Source organism: Nostoc sp. 'Peltigera membranacea cyanobiont' 210A (assembly GCF_002246015.1).
Classification (GTDB): Bacteria; Cyanobacteriota; Cyanobacteriia; order Cyanobacteriales; family Nostocaceae; genus Nostoc.
The window spans coordinates 267,205-289,091 of record NZ_NOLJ01000003.1 but is presented as its reverse complement, the minus strand read 5'-3'; the positions used below and the strand labels follow the sequence as shown (position 1 = coordinate 289,091).

Annotated in this window: 18 protein-coding genes and 1 pseudogene; 2 read left to right on the top strand and 17 right to left on the bottom strand. The window is 42.3% G+C overall.

The window, feature by feature from the left end; genetic code table 11:
- Positions 1-314 precede the first annotated feature (314 nt).
- Both CDG76_RS10395 and CDG76_RS10390 read right to left on the bottom strand, forming a co-directional pair.
- On the bottom strand, positions 315-860 hold the full coding sequence (locus tag CDG76_RS10395; RefSeq protein WP_094348962.1) for an RNA 2'-phosphotransferase: 546 nt from the start codon (positions 858-860) through the stop codon (positions 315-317).
- 194 nt (positions 861-1,054) lie between these two features.
- Positions 1,055-2,371: an amino acid permease gene (locus CDG76_RS10390; RefSeq protein WP_094348961.1), complete on the bottom strand. Its 1,317-nt coding sequence runs from the start codon at positions 2,369-2,371 to the stop codon at positions 1,055-1,057.
- 336 nt (positions 2,372-2,707) lie between these two features.
- Here CDG76_RS10390 and CDG76_RS10385 point away from each other — a divergent pair, with 336 nt between their 5' ends.
- Positions 2,708-2,926: a toxin-antitoxin system HicB family antitoxin gene (locus CDG76_RS10385; protein ID WP_094348960.1), complete on the top strand. Its 219-nt coding sequence runs from the start codon at positions 2,708-2,710 to the stop codon at positions 2,924-2,926.
- Between the two features lie 121 nt (positions 2,927-3,047).
- On the opposite strand, the pseudogene CDG76_RS10380 reads toward CDG76_RS10385, so the two are convergent.
- From CDG76_RS10380 to CDG76_RS10370, 3 genes and pseudogenes are all read right to left on the bottom strand, one after another.
- A pseudogene (locus tag CDG76_RS10380) lies at positions 3,048-3,281 on the bottom strand (type II toxin-antitoxin system RelE family toxin); the annotation flags it as partial.
- A 19-nt stretch (positions 3,282-3,300) separates the two neighbouring features.
- On the bottom strand, positions 3,301-3,525 hold the full coding sequence (locus CDG76_RS10375; protein ID WP_094348959.1) for a hypothetical protein: 225 nt from the start codon (positions 3,523-3,525) through the stop codon (positions 3,301-3,303).
- A gap of 149 nt (positions 3,526-3,674) precedes the next feature.
- The gene (locus tag CDG76_RS10370; protein ID WP_094348958.1) at positions 3,675-4,652 is read right to left on the bottom strand and encodes a threo-3-hydroxy-L-aspartate ammonia-lyase; all 978 of its coding nucleotides are present in this window, start codon (positions 4,650-4,652) and stop codon (positions 3,675-3,677) included.
- Between the two features lie 452 nt (positions 4,653-5,104).
- Between CDG76_RS10370 and CDG76_RS10365 the strand changes: the two genes are divergently transcribed.
- Positions 5,105-5,917 (top strand): SDR family NAD(P)-dependent oxidoreductase, encoded by an 813-nt coding sequence (locus CDG76_RS10365; protein WP_094348957.1) that lies wholly within the window; start codon positions 5,105-5,107, stop codon positions 5,915-5,917.
- Positions 5,918-6,172: 255 nt separating this feature from the next.
- On the opposite strand, the gene CDG76_RS10360 is transcribed toward CDG76_RS10365, so the two are convergent.
- From CDG76_RS10360 to CDG76_RS10305, 12 genes are all read right to left on the bottom strand, one after another.
- Positions 6,173-7,498 (bottom strand): alkaline phosphatase PhoX, encoded by a 1,326-nt coding sequence (locus tag CDG76_RS10360; RefSeq protein WP_094348956.1) that lies wholly within the window; start codon positions 7,496-7,498, stop codon positions 6,173-6,175.
- A gap of 553 nt (positions 7,499-8,051) precedes the next feature.
- Positions 8,052-9,128, bottom strand: a complete 1,077-nt coding sequence (aroF, locus tag CDG76_RS10355) for a 3-deoxy-7-phosphoheptulonate synthase (RefSeq protein ID WP_094348955.1) — start codon at positions 9,126-9,128, stop codon at positions 8,052-8,054.
- 279 nt (positions 9,129-9,407) lie between these two features.
- Positions 9,408-10,556 carry an anthranilate phosphoribosyltransferase gene (gene trpD, locus CDG76_RS10350; RefSeq protein WP_094348954.1) on the bottom strand — a complete coding sequence of 383 codons (1,149 nt, stop codon included), beginning with the start codon at positions 10,554-10,556 and terminating at the stop codon, positions 9,408-9,410.
- Between the two features lie 57 nt (positions 10,557-10,613).
- Positions 10,614-11,843: a tryptophan synthase subunit beta gene (gene trpB, locus CDG76_RS10345; RefSeq protein ID WP_094348953.1), complete on the bottom strand. Its 1,230-nt coding sequence runs from the start codon at positions 11,841-11,843 to the stop codon at positions 10,614-10,616.
- A 50-nt stretch (positions 11,844-11,893) separates the two neighbouring features.
- Positions 11,894-13,123 carry a tyrosinase family protein gene (locus tag CDG76_RS10340; protein WP_094348952.1) on the bottom strand — a complete coding sequence of 410 codons (1,230 nt, stop codon included), beginning with the start codon at positions 13,121-13,123 and terminating at the stop codon, positions 11,894-11,896.
- A 203-nt stretch (positions 13,124-13,326) separates the two neighbouring features.
- Positions 13,327-14,160, bottom strand: coding sequence for a tryptophan synthase subunit alpha (gene trpA / locus CDG76_RS10335; RefSeq protein ID WP_094348951.1), 834 nt, complete (start codon positions 14,158-14,160; stop codon positions 13,327-13,329).
- Between the two features lie 32 nt (positions 14,161-14,192).
- On the bottom strand, positions 14,193-14,432 hold the full coding sequence (locus CDG76_RS10330; protein ID WP_094348950.1) for a hypothetical protein: 240 nt from the start codon (positions 14,430-14,432) through the stop codon (positions 14,193-14,195).
- A 38-nt stretch (positions 14,433-14,470) separates the two neighbouring features.
- Positions 14,471-15,298, bottom strand: a complete 828-nt coding sequence (gene trpC / locus CDG76_RS10325) for an indole-3-glycerol phosphate synthase TrpC (protein ID WP_094348949.1) — start codon at positions 15,296-15,298, stop codon at positions 14,471-14,473.
- A gap of 337 nt (positions 15,299-15,635) precedes the next feature.
- The gene (locus CDG76_RS10320; RefSeq protein ID WP_094348948.1) at positions 15,636-17,846 is read right to left on the bottom strand and encodes an anthranilate synthase; all 2,211 of its coding nucleotides are present in this window, start codon (positions 17,844-17,846) and stop codon (positions 15,636-15,638) included.
- 343 nt (positions 17,847-18,189) lie between these two features.
- Positions 18,190-19,386 (bottom strand): 3-dehydroquinate synthase, encoded by a 1,197-nt coding sequence (locus CDG76_RS10315; RefSeq protein ID WP_094348947.1) that lies wholly within the window; start codon positions 19,384-19,386, stop codon positions 18,190-18,192.
- An 11-nt stretch (positions 19,387-19,397) separates the two neighbouring features.
- Positions 19,398-20,489, bottom strand: a complete 1,092-nt coding sequence (tyrA, locus tag CDG76_RS10310; protein ID WP_223265199.1) for a bifunctional chorismate mutase/prephenate dehydrogenase — start codon at positions 20,487-20,489, stop codon at positions 19,398-19,400.
- Between the two features lie 18 nt (positions 20,490-20,507).
- A complete protein-coding gene (locus tag CDG76_RS10305; RefSeq protein WP_094348946.1) occupies positions 20,508-21,797 on the bottom strand; it encodes a glycosyltransferase family 4 protein in 1,290 nt (429 codons plus the stop codon).
- Between the last annotated feature and the right edge of the window lie 90 nt (positions 21,798-21,887).

The window sequence follows — 21,887 nt, the reverse complement described above, 5'->3', positions numbered from 1 at the left end:
AAAATGCTTGTTTGGTGAGATTTTTAACCTACATTGGGTGAGTAGGCTAAGAGATTGATAGTATTTTTACTATTGAGAGTTTGTAATTTTATAGACAAATCTACAAAGTTACTTTTTTTGCTGTAAACCGGAATGGAATTACTGCTAATCCCTGGTTTTGCAAACGCTAATCTATCAGAGAATACAGTATTAGGAGTACAAGCGCTATGGGTACATCGATACTGAGTTCAATTCAAATATGCAGTAATTGTTGCAACTTCTGCATTATGTAACTTATTTGCAAATATCGGTTCAATATTCTATTTTATTAAAATTCAAATTCTTTGTAGATACTCAGGTGGCACACAATCGACTAACCAAACACCATTAGCAGAACAATAGAAGATGTAACCTTCCTGATGCATTGCCGCAGTATTTACAGCAAAAACCACTGGTTTTCCATGCCTTGCACCAACAGTTTGTGCTGTTTCTATATCCTTTGATAAATGGACATGATGTCGCGACATTTTGCAAAGTCCTGTTTGCAGAATTAACTCTATAGATTTGCGTCCCGTGCCGTGATAAAGCCGATCTGGAGGAACAACAGCTTCTAATTGTAAATCGACTTTTACACTATGTCCTTGGTTTGCACGAATAAGATTACCTGTAGAATCAAAAGAAAAGCGTTGCTTCTCGTTCAATTCAACTACCACCTGTAATTCCTCGCGGGTAATCGGAAACTTATTTTCAGCACAAGCGGCAAGTAAGTCATCAACAGCAACCCAACCACCAGGAGCAAGTTTAATGCCAATAGCATCCGGTGTATGTCGCAGATATTTGCTGAGATATTTGCTGATTTTGACGAGTCGAGAATCACTCATTTGATTAAGTAGTCATTTGTCATTAGTCACTTGTACTGAGCGTAGTCGTTGGCGTAGTCACTGAGCGTAGTCGAAGTGCAGCCTCTCGTAGAGAAGTATTGGTTATTTGACTCTCGTGTTGCAGTTTGATTGTGGTTAGCATCTTAATACTACAATTATAGTTTTTTGTATCACATAATTTTTATTGATGGGTTTTATTTTGTGTAAATTGACAGAATTTGTCTTCCCATCATGGCTAATGCCACTCCAAAGATCGCAATGAGTGTCACCTTTCCACCAGGAACGAGTGGTTGATTTGTGCTATCTGAGTTTTCTTGTTCTTGACGTTGCTTCCAACTCATTAACGCCGGAATAATTCCACCGAGAACTGAAATACTAAATGTTCCAGTGTAATCTAGGGCAGTAAAAAAGATGCTGGGGTTAAGCGTTCCGAGAGTCATCGGCGGGAAAAGAACCAGTGAATAGAGGGGTAGGCGGCTAGAAAGTTTCCCCTGTGAAGAGAGGAAAATATCTTTGAACAAATCCAGTAATCCGTACACAAATCCAATAAATGATGTGGCGATCGCAAACTCTGAAAAAATGGATACTAGCACTCCTAACCATTGCCCCGCACCACCACCTCGGAGAATTTGTAGTGGATCAAAAACACTTGTACCATCAGATGTACTATGTAGCATATCGGGACTGACGCTTCCTAAAATTACGGCATTCCACGCCAAGAACATAATTAGAGGAATCACAGAACCAATAAAGATAGACTGACGAATTTTGCGGGCATCCCCTTCGAGTTGTGTCACAACCAATGGCACAACGTTTTGGAAAAACAGCGCCACAGACATGACTGAAATGGCACTACCAAGGGCGCTCCAGTTTTGAAATAATAGTTGGGCACTCTGAATATGCCTTCCTCCCAGAAATAATAGTCCTAAGAAGGAAACGATGACAATTCCGACAAAGGCGCTGTTTAATTTCTCAATAAACTTTTCTCGCCCAAGATACATAATGCCACCAAATAAGAGCGTGAAAGCCATTGTGCCCACCCACGTAGGCAATATCTGCATACCCCAGATTTTTGCTGCCGCCACTCCTAAAATCTCTCCGCCTTCGGTGATGTATGCCACCAACAGAGCATAATGCATGAATAAATATGCACCGCCAGCAATTCGCGCTCCCACCTTACCAAGGATTTTCTCAACAACTCCTAAAAAACCTATACTTGAAAGCCCTTCTGTTCGCATCGTGTTTAAGGTAACTTCTGCAACCAATAACCCTGACACTAAAGCGTAGAGCCAAACAGCAATTAGCCCAGACGTGGATGGCACAATACCCGATGGCAGGGTAACGGCTGGTAGAGCGAGAATCCCAGCCCCAACAGTGGTTCCTGCAATCAATGCAGTACTCCCCAATACACTACCCGGTTGATGATTGAGTTTTTTGCCATCAAATTCGAGATGGGAAAACAACTGAGTGACTTGCTCTGAATTTTTTAGAACGGTCTTTATGAGAACCATACTGAATATCCGTACCTAAACCAAACAATATTAACATATGTAAATTCTGTTCGTAAAAGCCCTGATTTTCTTGGTTTTTCAAGCAGATTTTTCTGGTTAATAAGCGATCGCTACTTCATTATCAACACAATTTTTAAAGTATAAATGTCACTTATAGCACTTTATTAATTAAATAGACCACGTAGTAGTGAACATTGTCCTTACAACAGAAGAAGATGTGTACACACTCGAAGGTGAAGCAGTGGAGATTGGGGAGATGATGCGGCGGTATCCTTATTATTATTTCCTAACTTATCAATATTAAAACCTGAAGAACTTATTAGGAGTTGAACAAAAATGGCAACTTTAACTATTCGTTTACCAGACGACAAGCATAATAGATTGAAAGAACTTGCTCAAGCCAAAGGCATCAGTGTCAATAAATTGATTGAAGAACTTTCTACCATAGCTCTAGCAGAATTTGATGCCCATACAAGATTTAAAGCAATGGCTGCAACTGGCAACCCAGAAGCAGGCTTAAGAATACTGGCTAAACTTGATGCTCTGACAGAATAGAGCTTTTAGGGCGATTATGAAAACACTAACCGGAGGCGATCGCTCACATCAGCCCCATTAGCAAAAGTGCGATATGAGAGTATGAATATAAAGCTTTTATCCTGCTATTGGTGTTGCTGTCTTACTCGTCGCGGTAAACCTCTTTACGATGCCCTACTTTCACAACACTAACTATTAATACATCATCAAAAATATCGTATATAACTCGGTAACTGCCGACTCGGATTCGATAAGCATTGTCCGAATCTTCTAGCTTAACAACCCCGTTAGGGCGAGGATTATCAGCTAGATCGTCAATTTTTGTTTGTATCCTTATCCGTACTTTTATAGGTAATTTTTTAAGTTGTTTAAATGCAGCATTAGAAAATTAAATTTTATATTGATTCACTGGCTAATTCTCGTTTAACTTGCTCCCAAGGAATAGTGCCATTTTTCTTAATATCTTCCCGCCCTTCATGTAAAGCTTTAATATCCTCTTGGTCTTCTGCTTTACGAATGTCTAAAAGTTCTATGACATCCTCTAAAGTATCTTCATAAGCTTGTTCTAATCGCTCATAAATAGCTTTGATTAAAGCTTGTTTTCTCGTTGTAGTTTCCATTTTTACCTCAATTCCAACATATAGTGAGTTTAGCTTCAATAAAGTTACTATAGCCTATCACTATAATTTTACTGTATCAGCCGATCCGATAGCCGTTTAACTGAATAAATGCCCAATTTGTGTAGAAACTTTGCTGGGAATTTAACTTTTCAATTCAATCCCACAGAAAATAATTTACCAACTTGCGCCAAATCTACATTTCCACCGCTGATGATGACACCAATTCTCGCCTCTGGTGCTGTCACCACACCTTCGAGTAAAGCAGCAGCAGCTAATACCCCAGTTGGTTCAACTACAATTTTCAGACGTTCCCACAAGAAAAACATGGTGCGAAGAATCGCTTCTTCCGATACCGTCACCATATCATCGACGTAATGCAGCACCAAGGGGAAAGTAATTTTACCAAGGCTAGGAGTCCGCGCGCCATCAGCGATGGTATTAGGATTTTTGACTGTTTGTAAGGTTTTGGTGTGATAGGAGCGGGTAGCATCATCGGCAAGGGCTGGTTCTACCCCGATTACTTTACAATTGGATAAAAGTGACTTGGCTGCGATCGCACACCCTGAAAGTAATCCGCCACCGCCACAACAAACTAATAGTAAGTCCAATTCACCAACTTCTTGGATTAATTCTAAAGCAGTTGTCCCCTGACCGGCGACTACATGGGGATGATCGTAAGGAGGAATGAGTGTTAAAGAGCGCTCATCTGCTAAATTTTGGGCTAATTCTTCTCGGTTTGTTTCTTGGCGATTGTACAAAATTATCTCTGCACCATAACTACGAGTAGCAGTTTGTTTGACAGCGGGAGCATCATCAGGCATGACAATGGTGGTGGGAATATTGAGTAATTGTCCAGCCAAAGCGATCGCTTGGGCATGATTTCCCGACGAATAGGTGAGAACGCCTGTTTGTTTTTCTGCTACCGATAGTTGGGCTAGGGCGTTGTATGCGCCTCTAAATTTAAATGCCCCCGTGCGTTGAAAGTTTTCGCACTTAAAAAACACTTGGCTATTGGTGCGATCGTTAACGATTCTAGATGTTAGTACAGGCGTGCGGTGGGCAATCCCTAAAATTCGCTTTTGTGCTGCTTGCACGTCACTTATAGCAACGGAATTAGGTTGTGTCATTGATGACGATATGTAAGAATTCAGGAATAAGAGTAGTTCAAAAATCAGCAGAATATTTGACAACAAATATACTAAATATACTAGATTCTTTCTAAATTCTGACTCTTGGGTGCTGAATTCTGACGATGAGATTAAATATTCTTGCTCTTGTTTATATAGATACAGATTTTTATATTTGCGTTTAATATCCTGGATTGAAGCATACTCATTTCAGGTGGATAGCATCATTTTTTCATTATAAAAATAGCTACGGCAAACATTATATATTGCTGTAGCTAAATTTATAAAAGTCAAATAAGAATCCAGAAGTCAGAATGGGCTACGCTCCGCGACGCTAACAGAATTCAGGATAAATTAGTGGGGGATTTAAACCAATTTTAATTAAATTCTGGTTGCTGACTTCTGAATTGTTTTTGTTAAATTAATTAACTCAAATTCGCCATTTTTTTAACATGAATCAAGCATCCGAAAATCGGCAAAAAAGAACTGCTCTAATTACAGGAGCGGCTAGTGGTATAGGTTATCAATTAACCCAGATTTTTGCTCGTCATAATTATAATCTTGTGTTAGTAGATAAGAATGAACAAAAACTTACTGAAATTGTAGATGAATTCCCACAAAAGTTTGGCATTTTTGTCAAAATTTTTGTTAAGGATTTATCTATCCCCACATCCCCAGAAGAAATTTTCACAGAATTACAGCAAGCATCCGTCAAGATTGATGTGCTAGTTAACAATGCTGGCTTTGGTACTTATGGAGCATTTAGCGAAACAGACCTCAGCACTGAATTGAAAATGCTTCAGGTAAATATGGTTAGCCTGACTCATTTAACGAAGTTGTTCCTCAAAGATATGGTCGAGCAAAACTATGGAAAAATATTAAATGTGGCCTCAGCCGCTGCTTTTCAACCGGGGCCTTTAATGGCAGTTTATTTTGCTACTAAAGCCTATGTATTATCATTTTCAGAAGCGATCGCGAATGAATTAGAGGGCACAGGTGTCAACGTGACTGTTCTTTGTCCAGGGCCAACAGCATCGGAATTCCAACAAAATGCTGCAATGGAAGATTCAAAAATTGCTAACGTTAACAGAATGATGGATACCGAAACCGTCGCTAGGATTGGTTATCGGGGCTTAATGAAAAACAAAACTGTTGTTGTTCCTGGGATGAGAAATAAGATATTAACTGAAAGTGTCAGATTTACGCCCAGAAATTTAGTCACAAAGGTTGTTAGAAGTATGCACGAACTTCAAAAAAAGAGGTAGTTCGAGATTTTATACTTTTTTCAAGAAGACTCGATCAATGGGTTTTTTAGACGAAAGAACTTATTGATCGGGTTTAACCATTTGCAAAGAATCAGCTAATGTTTCGCTTTGGGAACTTCCAACTAATAAATTATCGACGCCGCAAAAGCACAGTTAGAGACTTTTTATTTGGAAGTCTCTAACTGTTTTACTGACTTTTCACGGTGTATAAGAAACCTGTTTTCTATTACGGAAGAGATTTCGTGTTAGCCTCTATTACTTGTTCCAAGGGCCCCAGATAGCTAAAGTAATACCAGGGCTTTGAATGTTGACGAACAAAGTACGACCATCAGGTGAGAAGCAAGCTCCAGCAAACTCACCTGTTTGGAGGGCATTACGTGCAAATTTGTAGATTTCACCACTAGGAGTAATACCGATTAAGAAATTGTCACCGTCTCCGTCCTCACAGAGGATAAGATCGCCAAAAGGTGCCACAACTAAGTTATCGGGCATATCGAGTTCATCTTTAGATTGAGACTCGACAAACAATTCAATTGTCTCTTCACCTGGAATGTAGCGCCAGACCTGACCACCGCCTACAGGGCCACCATCTGTAGCAGTGAAGTAAAATTCTCCTTTGCCATTGTTGCCTTTTTTATCCTTCTTATCCTTGTTGTCTTCATAATAGATGCCTTCCCCACGGCTAAACTGGGCTGCACCTAAGTTGCGACCTTGCACTCTGACATTATCTGTAGTTGTTGGGTTGGGGTCAGGAATATTCACCCAATCTACAGACAACTTCTGTCCCACTACGAAACCGGTCTTGGTGTTGACTCCTGGTCTACCTATAATCCTCAGAGCTTGAAGAATGCCTCCTTCTTTTAACTGGCCACGAACTTTCGGGATAAAACGGTAGAAGAGGCTATCTCCTTTATCTTCAGTTTGATAGACATATCCAGTTTTGGGATCTACAGCTATAGCCTCATGATTAAAGCGTCCCATCGCAACTAGAGGCACTGGAGCTACAGGAGAAGTGGCGCTAGCTGGAACCTCAAAGTTGTAACCGTGTAACTTTGTGACTCCATTAGTTGCACTTGGTATAGTTGTATCTTCTTCACAGCTAATCCATGAACCCCAAGGAGTTAAACCACCAGCACAGTTACGAATGGTTCCGCCGAGAGAGCTAAACTGTTTTATCAACTGGCGATCGCGTCCAACAACCAGAGTCGTAGTGCCACCTCTGCAAATGGGATCGTAGGGATTTGGTACTTGTACTCGTGTACCAGAATTGATGCTAAGTTCGTGATTGCGAACCAGAATGGTTGTGTTTTGGGGACCAGGGAAGGCTGCCATTCCATCATGATTACTAGGCTCTAGATTGCCATCGCTCATCAGGGTTCCTGTGCGAGAGATAACTTGATACTCAAATCCGCTTGGTAAATCTAACAAGCGATTGGGATCTGGTAAAAGTGGCCCATATCCTTTACCAAGTTTTTTACCAAAGGCTTTTCTGGCAAGAAGACCTTCCAAAGGAGACACCATCAAAGTGCCGACAGCAGTAGTACCTGCTACTGCAAAGAATTTACGTCTTGAGAGTGTCATGGGGATGATTTGGTTACTTAAGATAATGCTGAAGAAAAAATATATTTGATTGTGATTAAGTTTCGGTAATGCTTTATTTAATTTAGGTTAGTTAATAAAAAATAAATTTATATAAAAGCTTTCCAAAATCAGCCAAATTTATGAATGTAAGTTTTGTCCAAACAGAATTCAGGAGTCAGAATGGGCTAAACCTTAGCTATCCGCTAACAGAATGAATTTTGTACGAAAAAGCGAATGAACAACAAGGTTTAAAACCCCCACCCAATCATGATTGGATGGGGGGTTAATTGGCGGGTTTGTAGCAAGACTCCGCAGGGTATCCTTCACTGATTGCGAGTCCGCGTACCCTTAACCTGGATTTCTCACAAGTGAGAAATCCAAGGGGTGTGGGAGGTGTGGGAGGTGTGGGAGATGTGGGAGGATGGGGAAGAAGTCTTACCCCCCACACTCCCCACACTCCCCACACTCCCCACACTNCCTCTTCCCCTGAAGCCTACACTATGCGTGAGAAATCCGGGTTAAGCGATCGCACCAGAGCATCTTGATTCTGAATTCAACGTCCACCAATACGATCAAATGCAGGTGCAGGTGTAGACCAGCGATCGACCAGTTTGCCCAGGACTGACATTTCTTGAACTAAACGGTCAAATTTCTCAGGGGTGAGAGATTGGGGGCCATCGGATAAAGCTTTTGCGGGATTGGGGTGAACTTCAATCATTAAGGAATCTGTACCAGCTGCGATCGCAGCCATTGCCATCGATGGCACATATTCAGACCTACCAGTACCATGACTGGGATCGATCATAATCGGTAAATGGGTCAGCGATCGCAACACCGGCAGCACTGATAAATCTAAAGTATTGCGGGCATATTTACCATCAAAGGTTCTAATTCCCCGTTCACAAAGAATCACATTGGGATTTCCAGATGCCAAAATATATTCTGCCGCCATCAACCACTCGTCAATTGTGGCAGACATCCCCCGCTTGAGTAACACTGGTTTATCTTGAGCGCCTACCTTTTTCAGCAACGAAAAGTTATGCATATTTCGCGCTCCGATTTGGATTATGTCAGCTATTTTCGCCACTGCTGATAAATCGGCAGCATCCATGAGTTCTGTGACAATACCCAAACCAGTAGCTTCCCGCGCTGCTGCTAACAAATCTAAAGCGCTTTCACCATAACCTTGAAACGCATAGGGTGAAGTACGGGGTTTGTAGGCTCCACCACGCAGAAACTGCGCCCCAGCGGCCTTCACCCGTTTTGCCGTTTCGACAATCATCGCTTCATTTTCAACAGAACAAGGCCCAGCTACCACTACAATCGGGTGATGTTCGCCAAAATAGACATCACCGTTAGGTGTAGGTACAACAACCTCGCTAGCTTCTCCATGTCGGAATTCTCGACTTACGCGCTTGAAAGGTTGTTGCACTCGTAATACTTGCTCAATCCAAGGGCTGAACTCCTGAACCTGTAATTTATCAATGCTAGTGGTATCACCAATTAGCCCCAGCACAACTTTATGAGTGCCAACACTTTTTTCTACCGTGACTCCCCAAGTGTCGCTCAGTTCTTGGCTAATGCGAGTAATTTCCTCAACAGGCGTACCGCTCTTAAGTATGATAATCATCTGTTTTTCCTTCCGTATAGTTAGTTTTTGGGTGTAATACAGTCTGTTCTTACGGGCACAGCAATGCTCATTGGTGTAAATTTAACGTGAAACCCGCTTGGTGATAACGTTTTACCCTCACCCCCAGCCCCTCTCCCCAGGGAGAGGGGAGCCTGAGATTTAATTCCCCTTCTCCCTTGGGAGAAGGGGTTAGGGGATGAGGGCGTGAGGTGATGTGTAAAATACTATACCCGATATAGCTTTCAGCTTAAGTTGACACCAATGAGCAATGCTGTGCCCTTACCTTGGCGAATCGTGCAAAAATTCCGCAAGTTGTTCTAGTTTTGTCCAAGCCGCGCCGCTTTGCAGAATTCCTTTGGCAAGGGCAATACCTTTAACACAACCTGCTAAAACATCAGTTTCCCCATGAATGGCTTCACCAACTTGGAGAGCTAAGGCTGTATTTAAAGCGACTACATCTTGTTGCGCTTGAGTGCCTTTACCTTGCAAAACTGCCTTCAAGATTTCGGCATTTTCTTGGACATCTCCACCGTGCAACGCCGCAGTGGGTGCAAAACTTAAACCAAGTTCTTGAGGATTGAGCGTTAGAGAACGGACTTTTTTATCTTGGAGTACAGCCAAATCAGTGACATCTGCTAAACCAGCTTCATCTAAACGTTCCCGTCCGTGTAGGGCGATCGCTTGCTGACATCCCAGTTGGGATAAAGCTTGAACAATCTCTTCCAGTAAAAGCGGGTCGTTCACACCAATAATTTGCCCTGTCGGTCGCATGGGATTTACTAGCGGGCCGAGCAAATTAAAAACAGTCCGCACCTTCAAAGTTTTTCGCAAAGTTGCGATCGCCTTTAGTGCAGGATGCCAACCGGGAGCAAACAAAAAGGTGATTCCGATTTCACCCACTGCGGCTTGTACTTTTTCAGGAGTAGCGTTGAGATTTATACCCAAAGCTTCCAGCACATCAGCCGAACCAGTCTTACTAGATGCTGAACGATTGCCATGTTTGGCAACCTTTACCCCAGCAGCAGCGGCGACAAAGGCCACAGCAGTGGAAATATTAAAGGTTGAAGCACCATCTCCACCAGTTCCACAAGTGTCAATTAGAGGGACTGGGTACTGGGTACACTTCTCTACGAGAGGCTGCGCCAACGACAAGCTCAGTGCATCGCTGGGTACTGGGGATTGGGATTGTAAGACGGTGGCCATGCCGACTAATTCTTGGGCGGATACGCCTTTGGCTTGAATTGCGGCTAAAATTGCTCCTGAGAGGACATCGGGAATGGCATCTGTGAGCCAACCTTGCATCAAATCCGCAGCTTGGGAAACTGTCAATGATTGCCGATTTAACAACTGTTGCAATAAAGCTGGCCAGTTGTAGAACTCAGGAGGGATGGAGATTTTATCGGGTGGAGTTTGGGTTACAGCGATCATATTTATTGGTCATTCAGGCACGAAGGACAAATGACAAAGGACGACAAGAAGAGAAAATTAAGGAATTAGGACTTTGGCGACGGTTTGTACATCTTTGTCACCTCTGCCAGAACAATTGATGACGATGCGGGGGTTGCCTTCTAATTGAGGACAAAGGGTTTCTAAATATGCGATCGCATGAGCAGTTTCTAAGGCTGGAATAATTCCTTCTAGTTGCGAAAGCCTTTGAAATGCGTCTAATGCCTGTTTATCGGTGACACTGTAATATTCAGCGCGACCAAGATCCTTTAAATAACTATGCTCAGGGCCAACGCCGGGATAATCTAATCCGGCACTAATTGAATGAGCTTCGATGACTTGACCATCATCATCTTGCAGTAAATAGCTCATTGCACCGTGCAATACACCTATTTTTCCTTTTGTCAAGGTAGCGGCGTGTTTTTCTGTATCTACACCTTCACCCGCAGCTTCCACTCCAATTAAACGCACCGAAGATTCATGCATAAACTCATTGAATAAACCGATCGCGTTGGAACCTCCACCCACGCAAGCCAGTAGAATATCTGGTAATCCTCCCCATTTTTCTTGGGATTGAGCGCGAGTTTCTACACCAATAACCGCGTGAAAGTCACGGACAATCATCGGGTAGGGATGAGGCCCGGCAACGGAACCCAGGATGTAATGGGTTGTTTCTACATTCGTCACCCAATCTCGAATTGCTTCAGAAGTTGCATCCTTGAGAGTTCCTGTACCTGCCTCTACTGGACTAACTTCTGCCCCCATTAATTTCATCCGAAACACGTTCAGGGATTGGCGTTCCATATCCTGAACGCCCATGTAAATCACACATTTCAAACCAAACCGCGCACACACGGTTGCAGTTGCTACGCCGTGTTGTCCTGCACCTGTCTCTGCAATCACCCTTTGCTTACCCATGCGTTTAGCGAGTAACACTTGAGCTAAAGCATTATTAATTTTGTGAGCGCCTGTATGATTTAAATCTTCGCGCTTTAAATATATTTGCGGCCCTGTGCCATCTGGTCTAGCGTAGTTTGTTGTCAGGCGTTCCGCAAAATATAATGGGCTGGGTCGTCCTACATAGTCACGCAGTAAGTTTTGCAATTCTGCTTGGAAACTCGGCTCATTGCGATATTGGTGAAATGCTGCTTCTAATTCACTTAATGCAGGCATTAAGGTTTCTGGGACGTATTTACCGCCGAACTTGCCAAACCTGCCCAATGAATCTGGTTGTTGAGTTGCAGTCTTGATGTCTTGTAGACTTACCATTGGTTAAAATCCTTTTATGTTTAAGTATTTTTTACTCGCGTTCTAATTTTTTAGAACTTATGCCACAGTTTCTTTTCAGAGGTTTTGTAGGTATAGCCCAGTTCCCTGTGATTCAAAACGTCTATGGGGCGCACCAAATCGCTAGAGTCAAAATTTGGTAATAGGGATAATAAATCTCCTAACGCCGTAGCTTTGGGGGTAGACATAGCGCCATCCCAAGGCCACATTAGGTCTTTAAGATTGTGCCCGTAAGGTTGACCATTGGCAGGATAAAAATCGCTACCTTGATGACCGTTTTCTTGCCATTCAGCCCAGAGGCGATCTACGTTGGCATGATGCAACCAAAACACTGGGTCATAAGGTGAACTTGGGATATTGCCCATAGTACCCAGACCTTTAAACTTTATGGGTTTTGCGCTTGCGTCTATTTTTACCCCACCGACTAAGCCATGAATGTAATTGTGTATAAATCCTCCGGGGGTGACTTTACCCTGCTCATCTACAGAGATAAATCCTTCCAAAGCTGGGCGAAATAGAGAATAGTTATTCAGACGGAGGGCACGCTCAACATCTTTTTTGGGCACTGGATAATCACTGGCCGGAGGTAGTCTGAGAAAACGGACAAGTGATGTACCTAATGAGATTTGAGTGTCTGGGTCAATATTTAATGCTGGATTCATAACCCAGCCATTTGCAGCTGAAAAAGCCCCAGGCACAGCGCCGCCTGTAAAGTTTCCCTGATTTGGAATTTTGATTGTTACTCCTTGACCGTTAGAACCAAGAAAGTCATCATTAAAAATTACATCAAGTGCTTTGGCATCTGTCCAATCCCAGTATGGCAGAGTAACAGTTGGGTCTACTGCTTGCAAAGCTTGTTCAAATCTGCGGATATATTCTCGATGCCAAGGGAAAAATGCGGCATTTTCATGAGCAAGTTCTTGGATGGAACCATCGGAATGTCCTTTATGGTTATGAATCAAGCGTGTTGCCCCTATGTGTATGGCAACGAATTGGTCGTAAATACTGACCTTGCTAGCTGGGGGTATGACAGTTTTTAAGGTTTTGATAGCCTTAACGAAGGCTGTTTTCTCTGCTGGTGTCAGGTCAGTTACGTTCTTTCTTACAGCTAGGTGAGCGTATTGTCCTGGAAGATTGTGATTCCAATGGTATTTGTATTGTCTGTGGTCAATGCGATCGTGGGCAAAGACTGTAAGCGCAGAGGTGATAACTAAAAGTACGCTATAAATTAATATTTTGAAAGATTTCAGCAGGGATTTCATTATCTTAATGGAAGCAGGGGGGCAGGGGGCAGAGGGGGGCTACAGTGACACAAGTCTGAAATAGTTTACTCACCTGGTTTTACCCCACCCTAACCCTCCCCGTATGTATTGGGGAGGGAACTAGATTTTTTATTTCCCCCCTTTATAAGGGGGGATTAAGGGGGGTAATTTGACTTGTATACACCCTAAGTCTGCGGATGAATTTATCGCACCTCTTGAAGAGATGGACTTTCGCGCTGACTTTCTGTAATGGCTGTTTTAAGTTCTCGACAAAATTCTTCCACGGCTTGCAATCCTTCTGTTGGGCTACCTTCAGCTAAACGTTTGACAAAGGCGCTGCCAACAATCACTGCATCTGCACCCCATTCCATGACTTGATGTGCCTGTTCTGGTGCGGAGATGCCAAAACCAACGCCGATGGGTTTATCAGTGACGCTTCGCAACTCGGTAATTAAATGCTCTACGCGGTTTTGGATTTGAGTGCGGATACCTGTAACGCCTGTAACACTAACTAGATAGATAAAACCCTGAGATTGACGAGCGATCGCAACAATTCTATCTTGAGAACTGGTAGGAGCTACGAGTAGAATTACCTCAATTCCGAAAGAGGCAGCAGTTTGGATTAATTCTTCTGCTTCTTCTAAGGGTAAGTCTGGTACTACCAACCCTTGTACTCCAGCAACGGCAATTTGCGCCAAAAACGACTTAATACCCCGGTGCAAAATGGGATTGTAGTAAGTAAATAAAATTATCGGCGCTTTCAGGCTAGGAATCACTACGTGTAACATCTCTAGCACTTGCTCTAATTTCGTGCCTTTTTGCAAAGCGCGGGTTGCTGCTGCTTGAATCACAGGCCCATCTGCGAGAGGATCGGAGTAGGGAATGCCTAACTCGATGAAGTCAGCACCGTTGCGATCTAAGATGCGTAAGGCTTCGGCAGTGGTTTCTAAGTTAGGATCGCCTGCTGTGATAAAAGGGATTAAAGCACACTGTTGGCGATCGCGTAAAGTTTGAAAGGAATCGGAGATAGAGGTCATGCTGAAAAATACTTAATGATTGTTTAATAGTTTTAGAATAATTTACACTTAGCAATTAGCGATGCCCATGCTAAATTTTTTGTTAATGAGTCTTTGAACTCCATTAATGAGTCTTTGAACTCCATTAATGAGTCTTTGAACTCCATTAATGAGTCTTTGAACTCCTTTAATGAGTCTTTTAGCTCCTTTAATGAGTCTTTGAACTCCTTTAATGAGTCTTTGAACTCCTTTAATGAGTCTTTGAACTCCTTTAATGAGTATCGAAGCTTCATTTTTTTAGATTGCAGATTTTAGTAATTAGGTAACAGATTTAACAAAGGCTCAAAATCTCACGCGCAGCTTGTTCTACATCGCTTTGTTTAACTAAAGACTCGCCAATCAAAACTGCACGCGCGCCAGCCTCAGCGACAAGAGATAAATCAGCAGGTGTATACAGTCCAGATTCGCTGACGACGGTGATATCTAAGCTTTGTAATTGTTGTTGACGCTCTGCTAAAAGTTGCTGTGTTGTTCCTAAATCAAGGGTAAAATCTTCTAAATTGCGATTGTTGATTCCTACTAAACTTAGGTTATCAAGTTTTAGCACTCGATCCAGTTCAGCCAAGGTATGGACTTCTACCAGTGCAATCATCCTCAAATCATGAATTACTCGCAAAAAATCTTGGAGTTCTCGATCTGATAAAATAGCCGCAATCAACAATACTGCATCTGCGCCTGCTGTCCGTGCTAAATAAATTTGATAGCGGTCAATGATGAACTCCTTGCACAGTAAAGGTAATGCAACTTGCGATCGCACATTCCGCAGATTATCAAAACTGCCCTGAAAGAACTTACAATCGGTGAGGACTGATAAACAAGCTGCACCACCTCGTTCATAAGCTTGAGCAACAGCTACTGGGTCAAAATCTGCGCGGATAATCCCACAGCTAGGTGATGCCTTTTTTACTTCAGCAATCAAACTCGGTTGGTTGGGATTTTCTTGTAAAGCAGTCAAGAAATTTCGCACAGTTGGGGCTGAATTTAACTGTTGTCGCAAGGAGCCTAAAGGCAGTTTTTGCTGCATTTGTGCAACTTCTTGCCTTTTATGCGACACAATTTCTTCAAGAATATGGCGGGAAGTGGCAACTTGATTAGTCATAAACTGTTAGGGGGAAATGGGGAGACAAGGAAAATAACTCATACGATGTCCGGGCAATTAAGCATAATACCCGGCCCGGAACCCCACCCCGCCAAAGCTGCGCTTTAGCTCCCCTCCCCGCCTGCGGGGAGGGGTTGGGGGTGGGGTTCTTAATTTGGCGGAATGATATCATGCCTTATGCCCAATAACCAATGATTCTACANGGTGCAAGCGTTACTACACTGCGTCATGGTTTCTCAGAATCGCTATTCGATACAGAACGCCCTGACTTAGTTGTATTATCTCCTGGCCCTGGTAGACCAAGTGATTTTGGGGTTCTTAATTTGGCGGAATGATATCATGCCTTATGCCCAATAACCAATGATTCTACAGTTTGTGTATATGTACGCACCACGTTTTTAATAATTTCCAAACCGACTTCTCCGCCTAAAGTCATGATTGATTCTGGATGAAACTGAACGGCGGCGATGGGAAGTGTTTGATGTTCAATGGCCATAATTACGTCGTCATCAGAAATCGCTGTTACTTTGAGTTCTTTTGGCAAACGTTGCGGTAGGGCAAACAATGAGTGATATCTACCGACTGCAAAAGATTCCGGTAAGTTTTTGAAGGTGACAGAATTGGAATCGGTGACGAAAATCCGTGAAGATTTACCATGTTGAGGATAGTTGAGAACTCCCAATTCGCCATCAAAAGCTTCAACGATGCCTTGCAATCCCAGACAAACTCCGAAAATCGGAATTTGGCGATGTAGAAGGGCGCCGACAGTCTCAGAAACCCCAAAATCACTTGGTCTACCAGGGCCAGGAGATAATACAACTAAGTCAGGGCGTTCTGTATCGAATAGCGATTCTGAGAAACCATGACGCAGTGTAGTAACGCTTGCACCAGTTTGGCGAATGTAATTGGCTAGGGTATGAACAAATGAGTCTTCGTAGTCTATTAATAAGATACGTTTGCCAGCTGCCGCACTTGGCAGGAGTTTCGTTAATTTTAGAGAACTGGACTCATCAATTTTCTGACTCGTTTGCTTTACACGCCGAATCGTTTCAAATAACGCGGCGGCCTTGGTAATTGTTTCTTGTTCTTCTGCTTGGGGTATGGAGTCATAAAGGACAGTAGCCCCGACTCGCACTTCAGCGATGCAATCTTTTAATCGAATTGTCCGCAGAATTAAGCCAGTATTTAAATTCCCGTTGAAATTTAAATAGCCAACTGCTCCACCATACCAACGTCGGGCGCTCTTTTCGTGCTGTTCAATAAAATTTATTGCTGCCCTTTTCGGTGCGCCGGTGACTGTAACTGCCCATGTATGCGAAAGAAAGGCATCTAAAGCATCAAATTGCGATCGCAGTGTCCCTTCAACATGATCTACTGTATGTATCAGGTGGCTGTATAATTCTATTTGGCGACGACCAATGACTCGTACTGAACCAGGTTCGCAGATTCGGGATTTGTCATTGCGATCGACATCAGTACACATGGTCAACTCAGCTTCATCTTTGTGAGAGTTGAGTAACTGACGAATTTGCACCGCATCGTCAAGAGCATCTTGTCCCCGGCTAATAGTGCCACTAATGGGACAAGTTTCTACCCGCCTACCTTCAACCCGCACAAACATTTCTGGAGATGCACCAATCAGATATTCGTCACCTAAATTAAAAATAAACCCATAAGGACTAGGATTTATATCTTTTAAAGTTTCAAATAGCTTACTCGGTTCGTCTTCATAGCCTTCAAAAAAGTTTTGACTAGGAACAACTTCAAATAAATCACCTCTGCGGAAATAATCGAGTGCAACCTCAACTTTTTTCGCATATTCGCCTACTTTATGGTCAGCAGTTTGATTCGGTAAAAGATGTTTGCCACGATAATCTACAGACTCACCTGTTCTAGGAAGATTCTTGGTGTTGCCGTGCGCTGTTTTAAAATCATATTGTAGACGAAATGCACGTTGCTGATAATAGTCAACAACAATCAATTCATCTGGTAGATACAACACCAAATCGCGCTGATCTGTAGGACGCTCCAAATGTTGGCTAATTGGTTCAAACTGAAAAACTAAGTCATAACCAAACGCACCATACAAGCCTAAATGCTCGTCTTCTTGACTAGAGAAAGTATATAAAATTTCGCGGACAACTGTAAATGATGAAGGCTGTTTACTACGTTCTTCTTCAGCAAATAATTTTTCTGAAGGTTTAATAAAGCCTACAATACAGTTATTTTCTTGGGTGACGTTCTCAAGTTGTTCTGACTGGGATAGTCTCTCTAAAAGGAATGGCAAAAGTACTTGACCGCGTTCATTCAACGCTATCAAAGTGAAAGCCTTATCCTGTGTAGTCAACTCCAACGGTGGATTGACAAATCCGATCGCCCATCTTTTGTATCTGCCTGGATATTCGTAGCTACTCCTTAGTAAACCTCCACGCTGAGAATTTAAATGGAACAGAATATCATCGAGGGCAGTGTCCATCTTCACTTCGGTGATGGAGCGAGAAACACTGACACCGCCAAGGGTTTTATAAGAACGCGAATCAAAAACCATGAGTAATTTCTCTAGAATATTTGTTAGTCAACCATAAATCATTATTAGTAGTTATTTTCAAACCTAGAAAAAACTTAGATAATTTTCTATCAATCTAAGTCAACATATTCTTTTTAAAAGATGTAATCAAAAACTTTTTGCTTCTTATTTAAGAATACTAGATATCAAGCAGATAATACATTGAATAATTTTTCGATTGGGTGTCAATTTATTCGCTTTTTATACTGCTTTTCTAGTAAATTTACCAACAACCCTATTAAAAAAATCCGCCTCCCCCAAAAGTAGTAAATCGTCTCATAAAACCTCAGCGTTCCTTTGCGCTTCCCTCCGCGTACCTCTGCGTTTAAAATTCCCCCCTCAATTCCCGCAACAGCGATATTGCTTGCTTATACAACAACAAATTCACCTCATGAACCTCAATTCTTTTTCCAATCCCTTTCAACAGCGTCAAAGTCAACTCCCCCCCCAAATGTTCGCGGAATTCAGTCAAACCCCGAAACAAACAACGAGGATCTTCCAATTGTGATAACTTATCAGCCAGTTCGGGCACATACAACGTGAAACCCAACGCCGATAAACTATTTAATATCCGTTGCCACTCCGAACAATCCAGCAATCCTGCCAAATAAGAATAAGTGCTATCCAAAGCAATACCGATCGCAACTGCTTCGCCATGACGCAAGCGATAATTTGTCAAATGCTCCAGTTTATGAGCCGCCCAATGTCCAAAATCCAGAGGACGAGACGAACCCATTTCAAAAGGATCGCCGCCATTGGCAATATGTTCTAAATGCAACTGAGCGCAACGATAGATAACCTCTTGCATAGTATCCATATCTCGCCGCCTCAGAGCTGCGGTGTGAGAGTGGATAAAATCAAAAAAGCTAGCATCCTTAATCAGCGCCACTTTCACTGCTTCTGCAATCCCAGAACGCCAATCGCGATCGTCTAAAGTTGTCAAGAACGCAGAATCATTTATAACTGCATAAGGTGGCGCAAATGTGCCAAGAAAGTTCTTTTTACCAAAGGCATTGATGCCGTTTTTTACACCAACCCCAGAATCATTTTGCCCTAACACCGTTGTTGGAACCCGAATGAGACGAATTCCCCGGTGAGCAGTTGCGGCTGCATATCCTACCAAATCCAATACCGCCCCGCCCCCGATCGCTAATATGTAAGAGTGGCGACATAATCCGGCGGCTTCAATCTGTTGCTGGATTTGCTCTACTAAAGTTTCATCATTTTTAGCAGCTTCTCCTCCCGAAATTATCATCGGTTCAGCTGCGATCGCTAGTACCTCTGCATAAAACTTGGTATACGCGACTAATTGCTTCACCAATTCAGGTTGATACTTTAATATTCCTGCGTCTATCACTGCCACTAATTTCTTCGGCTTTGCCTCTTCATCCGCACCAATCACTTGGGCTAAGGTGGGATTTTTCAACTCAAATAAATTTTGGGTGAAGTGAACTTCGTAGTTAAAAGTAACCGAAACACGTTGATTAAGTAATCTACTTTTTTGCTTAATATCAACTACCATGATTTTGCTCTTTAAAGACTAATATTTGTGTGGATCTTGGGTTGAAAATCTCGTTGGATAGCCATTGTATTTAAAGGCTGCATGAAAGTATTAATTTTCTCTTCAAAAAAGCTTTGAGCCTTTTCAAATTCCTGAATTAATGCGTCTCTGTCTTTCATCGCTACTAGTTTTGCCAAACGACTGTAAGTATCAGCTAAAAAACTAATTGCATCACATCTTTCTTCTGTAGCTAGCATGATATCCACACATAAGTGAGGGTTTTGGGAAAACAAACGTTTAACTATGTCAATTTCTTGACGGTAGTTAGAAGTTGACATGGTTAAAGTCTGTTGTATATCAATTTTTGCTTGGGCTAAGAAAACACCAAGACTAAATCTACAGAAATGTTGCGTTGCTTGAACGATCACCATTATTTGATCGTGTTCTTCAGGTGTACAAACAATTAACTCTCCACCTTGACTTTTAATCAAGTCTAAAAACCATTGAAATGAATCATCGTTTCGACCCGGACACACTACTACTTTTTGTCCAGAAAACGATTTTACATTTGGTCCAAACATTGGATGCAAACCCATGACTGGCCCGGAATGGTGTTCGAGCATTGCTTGAGTTGGCTGTGTTTTAATACTCGTAATGTCACACAAAGCGGTATTGGGAGCAAGGTATTTCACTGCACGCTTGATAACATCAACTGTATGTTCAATAGGAACGCTGACTAAAACTAATTCTGCCTGACTTAATAGTTGATCTGCATATTCCCAATCATCAGATTCAAGGACGCTAACATTATTACCTACTAGCGAAAGTTGCTCTTTAAATAATTTTCCCATCCTGCCGCATCCACCGATGATGGTAATTTGTCGGGGAGTGACATGATTTGTTGCATATTTAGGAATCAGAGTAGTATGACAACTATTTAGCACACCTGCCCAAACAGACTCAGGAATACCAGCTTCAGCGAGTAGGGGAGCGACATCAGCCAGTTGCTCATCTAAAGAAGGTGGTTCTGATGCTGCTAATAATGATATGCGATCGCTCAATAAGGCGATCAACCTCTGGTCAGTTTTTTTCAGCCGATCTGAATAAGAGGATTTTAAAGGCATTTTTCCTGACCCCAATTTTCAAATATCAACAAGTGATTCCTGAGAACTCAATTCGGGCAAGATATCCAAAGTTGTCGCCCGTTTGGAAATCACATCAGTAAATAACTCTTCATACCGATCTAGCGCTTGCTCAAAGGAATAATTTTCTACCGCAAACTTTCTTCCTTCACACCCTAATTTCGCTGCTAATTCTGGCTGATTATATAAATCTAATATCGCACTTGCCAAAGCATCTGCTGATTCTGGCTCAACGATAATACCGCCGCCACTTTCTTTGATAGCTTTCGCAGCAGTACCAATTGCGGGAACTGAACCGACAATTGGGCGACCACTGGCTAACAATAGTGGTATTTTAGAAGGCATATTGAAAGAAATCACATTGCTCTTTTGCACAATCAACCCGACATCAGCGGCGGCTAACATTTGCGGTAATTCTTCTCGTGGTTGCAATGGCAGCAGCAAAACGTTATCTGCACCACAAGCAAGACAATGTTTTTGCAACCTTTCGAGAGCTTGGGATTCGCCGGCAATGACAAAGACAATTTCTTTTAGATGACGCAAGCGAACGGCTGCTTCTATGACTGTCTCCAAACCTTGCGTTAGAGCAATATTTCCTGAATAAAGTACAACAAATTTATTATCGAGTTGATGGGTAGCTCTCCAAGAGTTATTCTCTTTTGCTAAAGGGCGGATAAAATTTAGATTCACCCAATTTGGAATGCAGGCAATTTTATTAGCAGGTACATCTTTATTTATTAAATTATCTACAAAGCCATCGGCAATTACGCTAATAGTATGTGCAGTTCGATAGGCAAATTTCTCTAAAGCTTCCAGAGCGAAAATCATCAACTTATTTTTAATTAGCCCAACACGCACGGCAGCTTCTGGGAGGATATCTTGCACGTTTAGTACTACTGGGCAATTGTATAACCAACCTATTAAGGTGGCAGGTAAGCAAACTAGTAGCGGCGGCACTGTTGAGAGAATTAAATCAGGTCGCTTACCCTTAAGAGCTTGTGGCAAACTTGTAAAAATAAAGCTCAACTCTAGCAGTAGTCTGTCTACGAGGTTAGGTTTAGACTTAATCCGCAGGTAACTACGCTGAATGGTGACACCATTTTTTTGTTCAGTAACGTATAACTTACCTCGATACCCATCGTAAATCTGGCGTTGAGGATAGTTAGGCATACCTGTAATTACCCGCACTTGATGCCCTCGCTTCGCCAGCCCTTCTGCTAGTTCAGTCATCAAAGGTGCAATACCAATTGGTTCTGGATGATAGTTGTATGAATAAATCAGAATGCGCATGAACTTGAAAGCACCTTGATAATGTTGGCTTTATTGTGTTATCCAGTTTTAATCTCCCTAGTTCCAGATTTAATAACCTGAAGGTTCCGT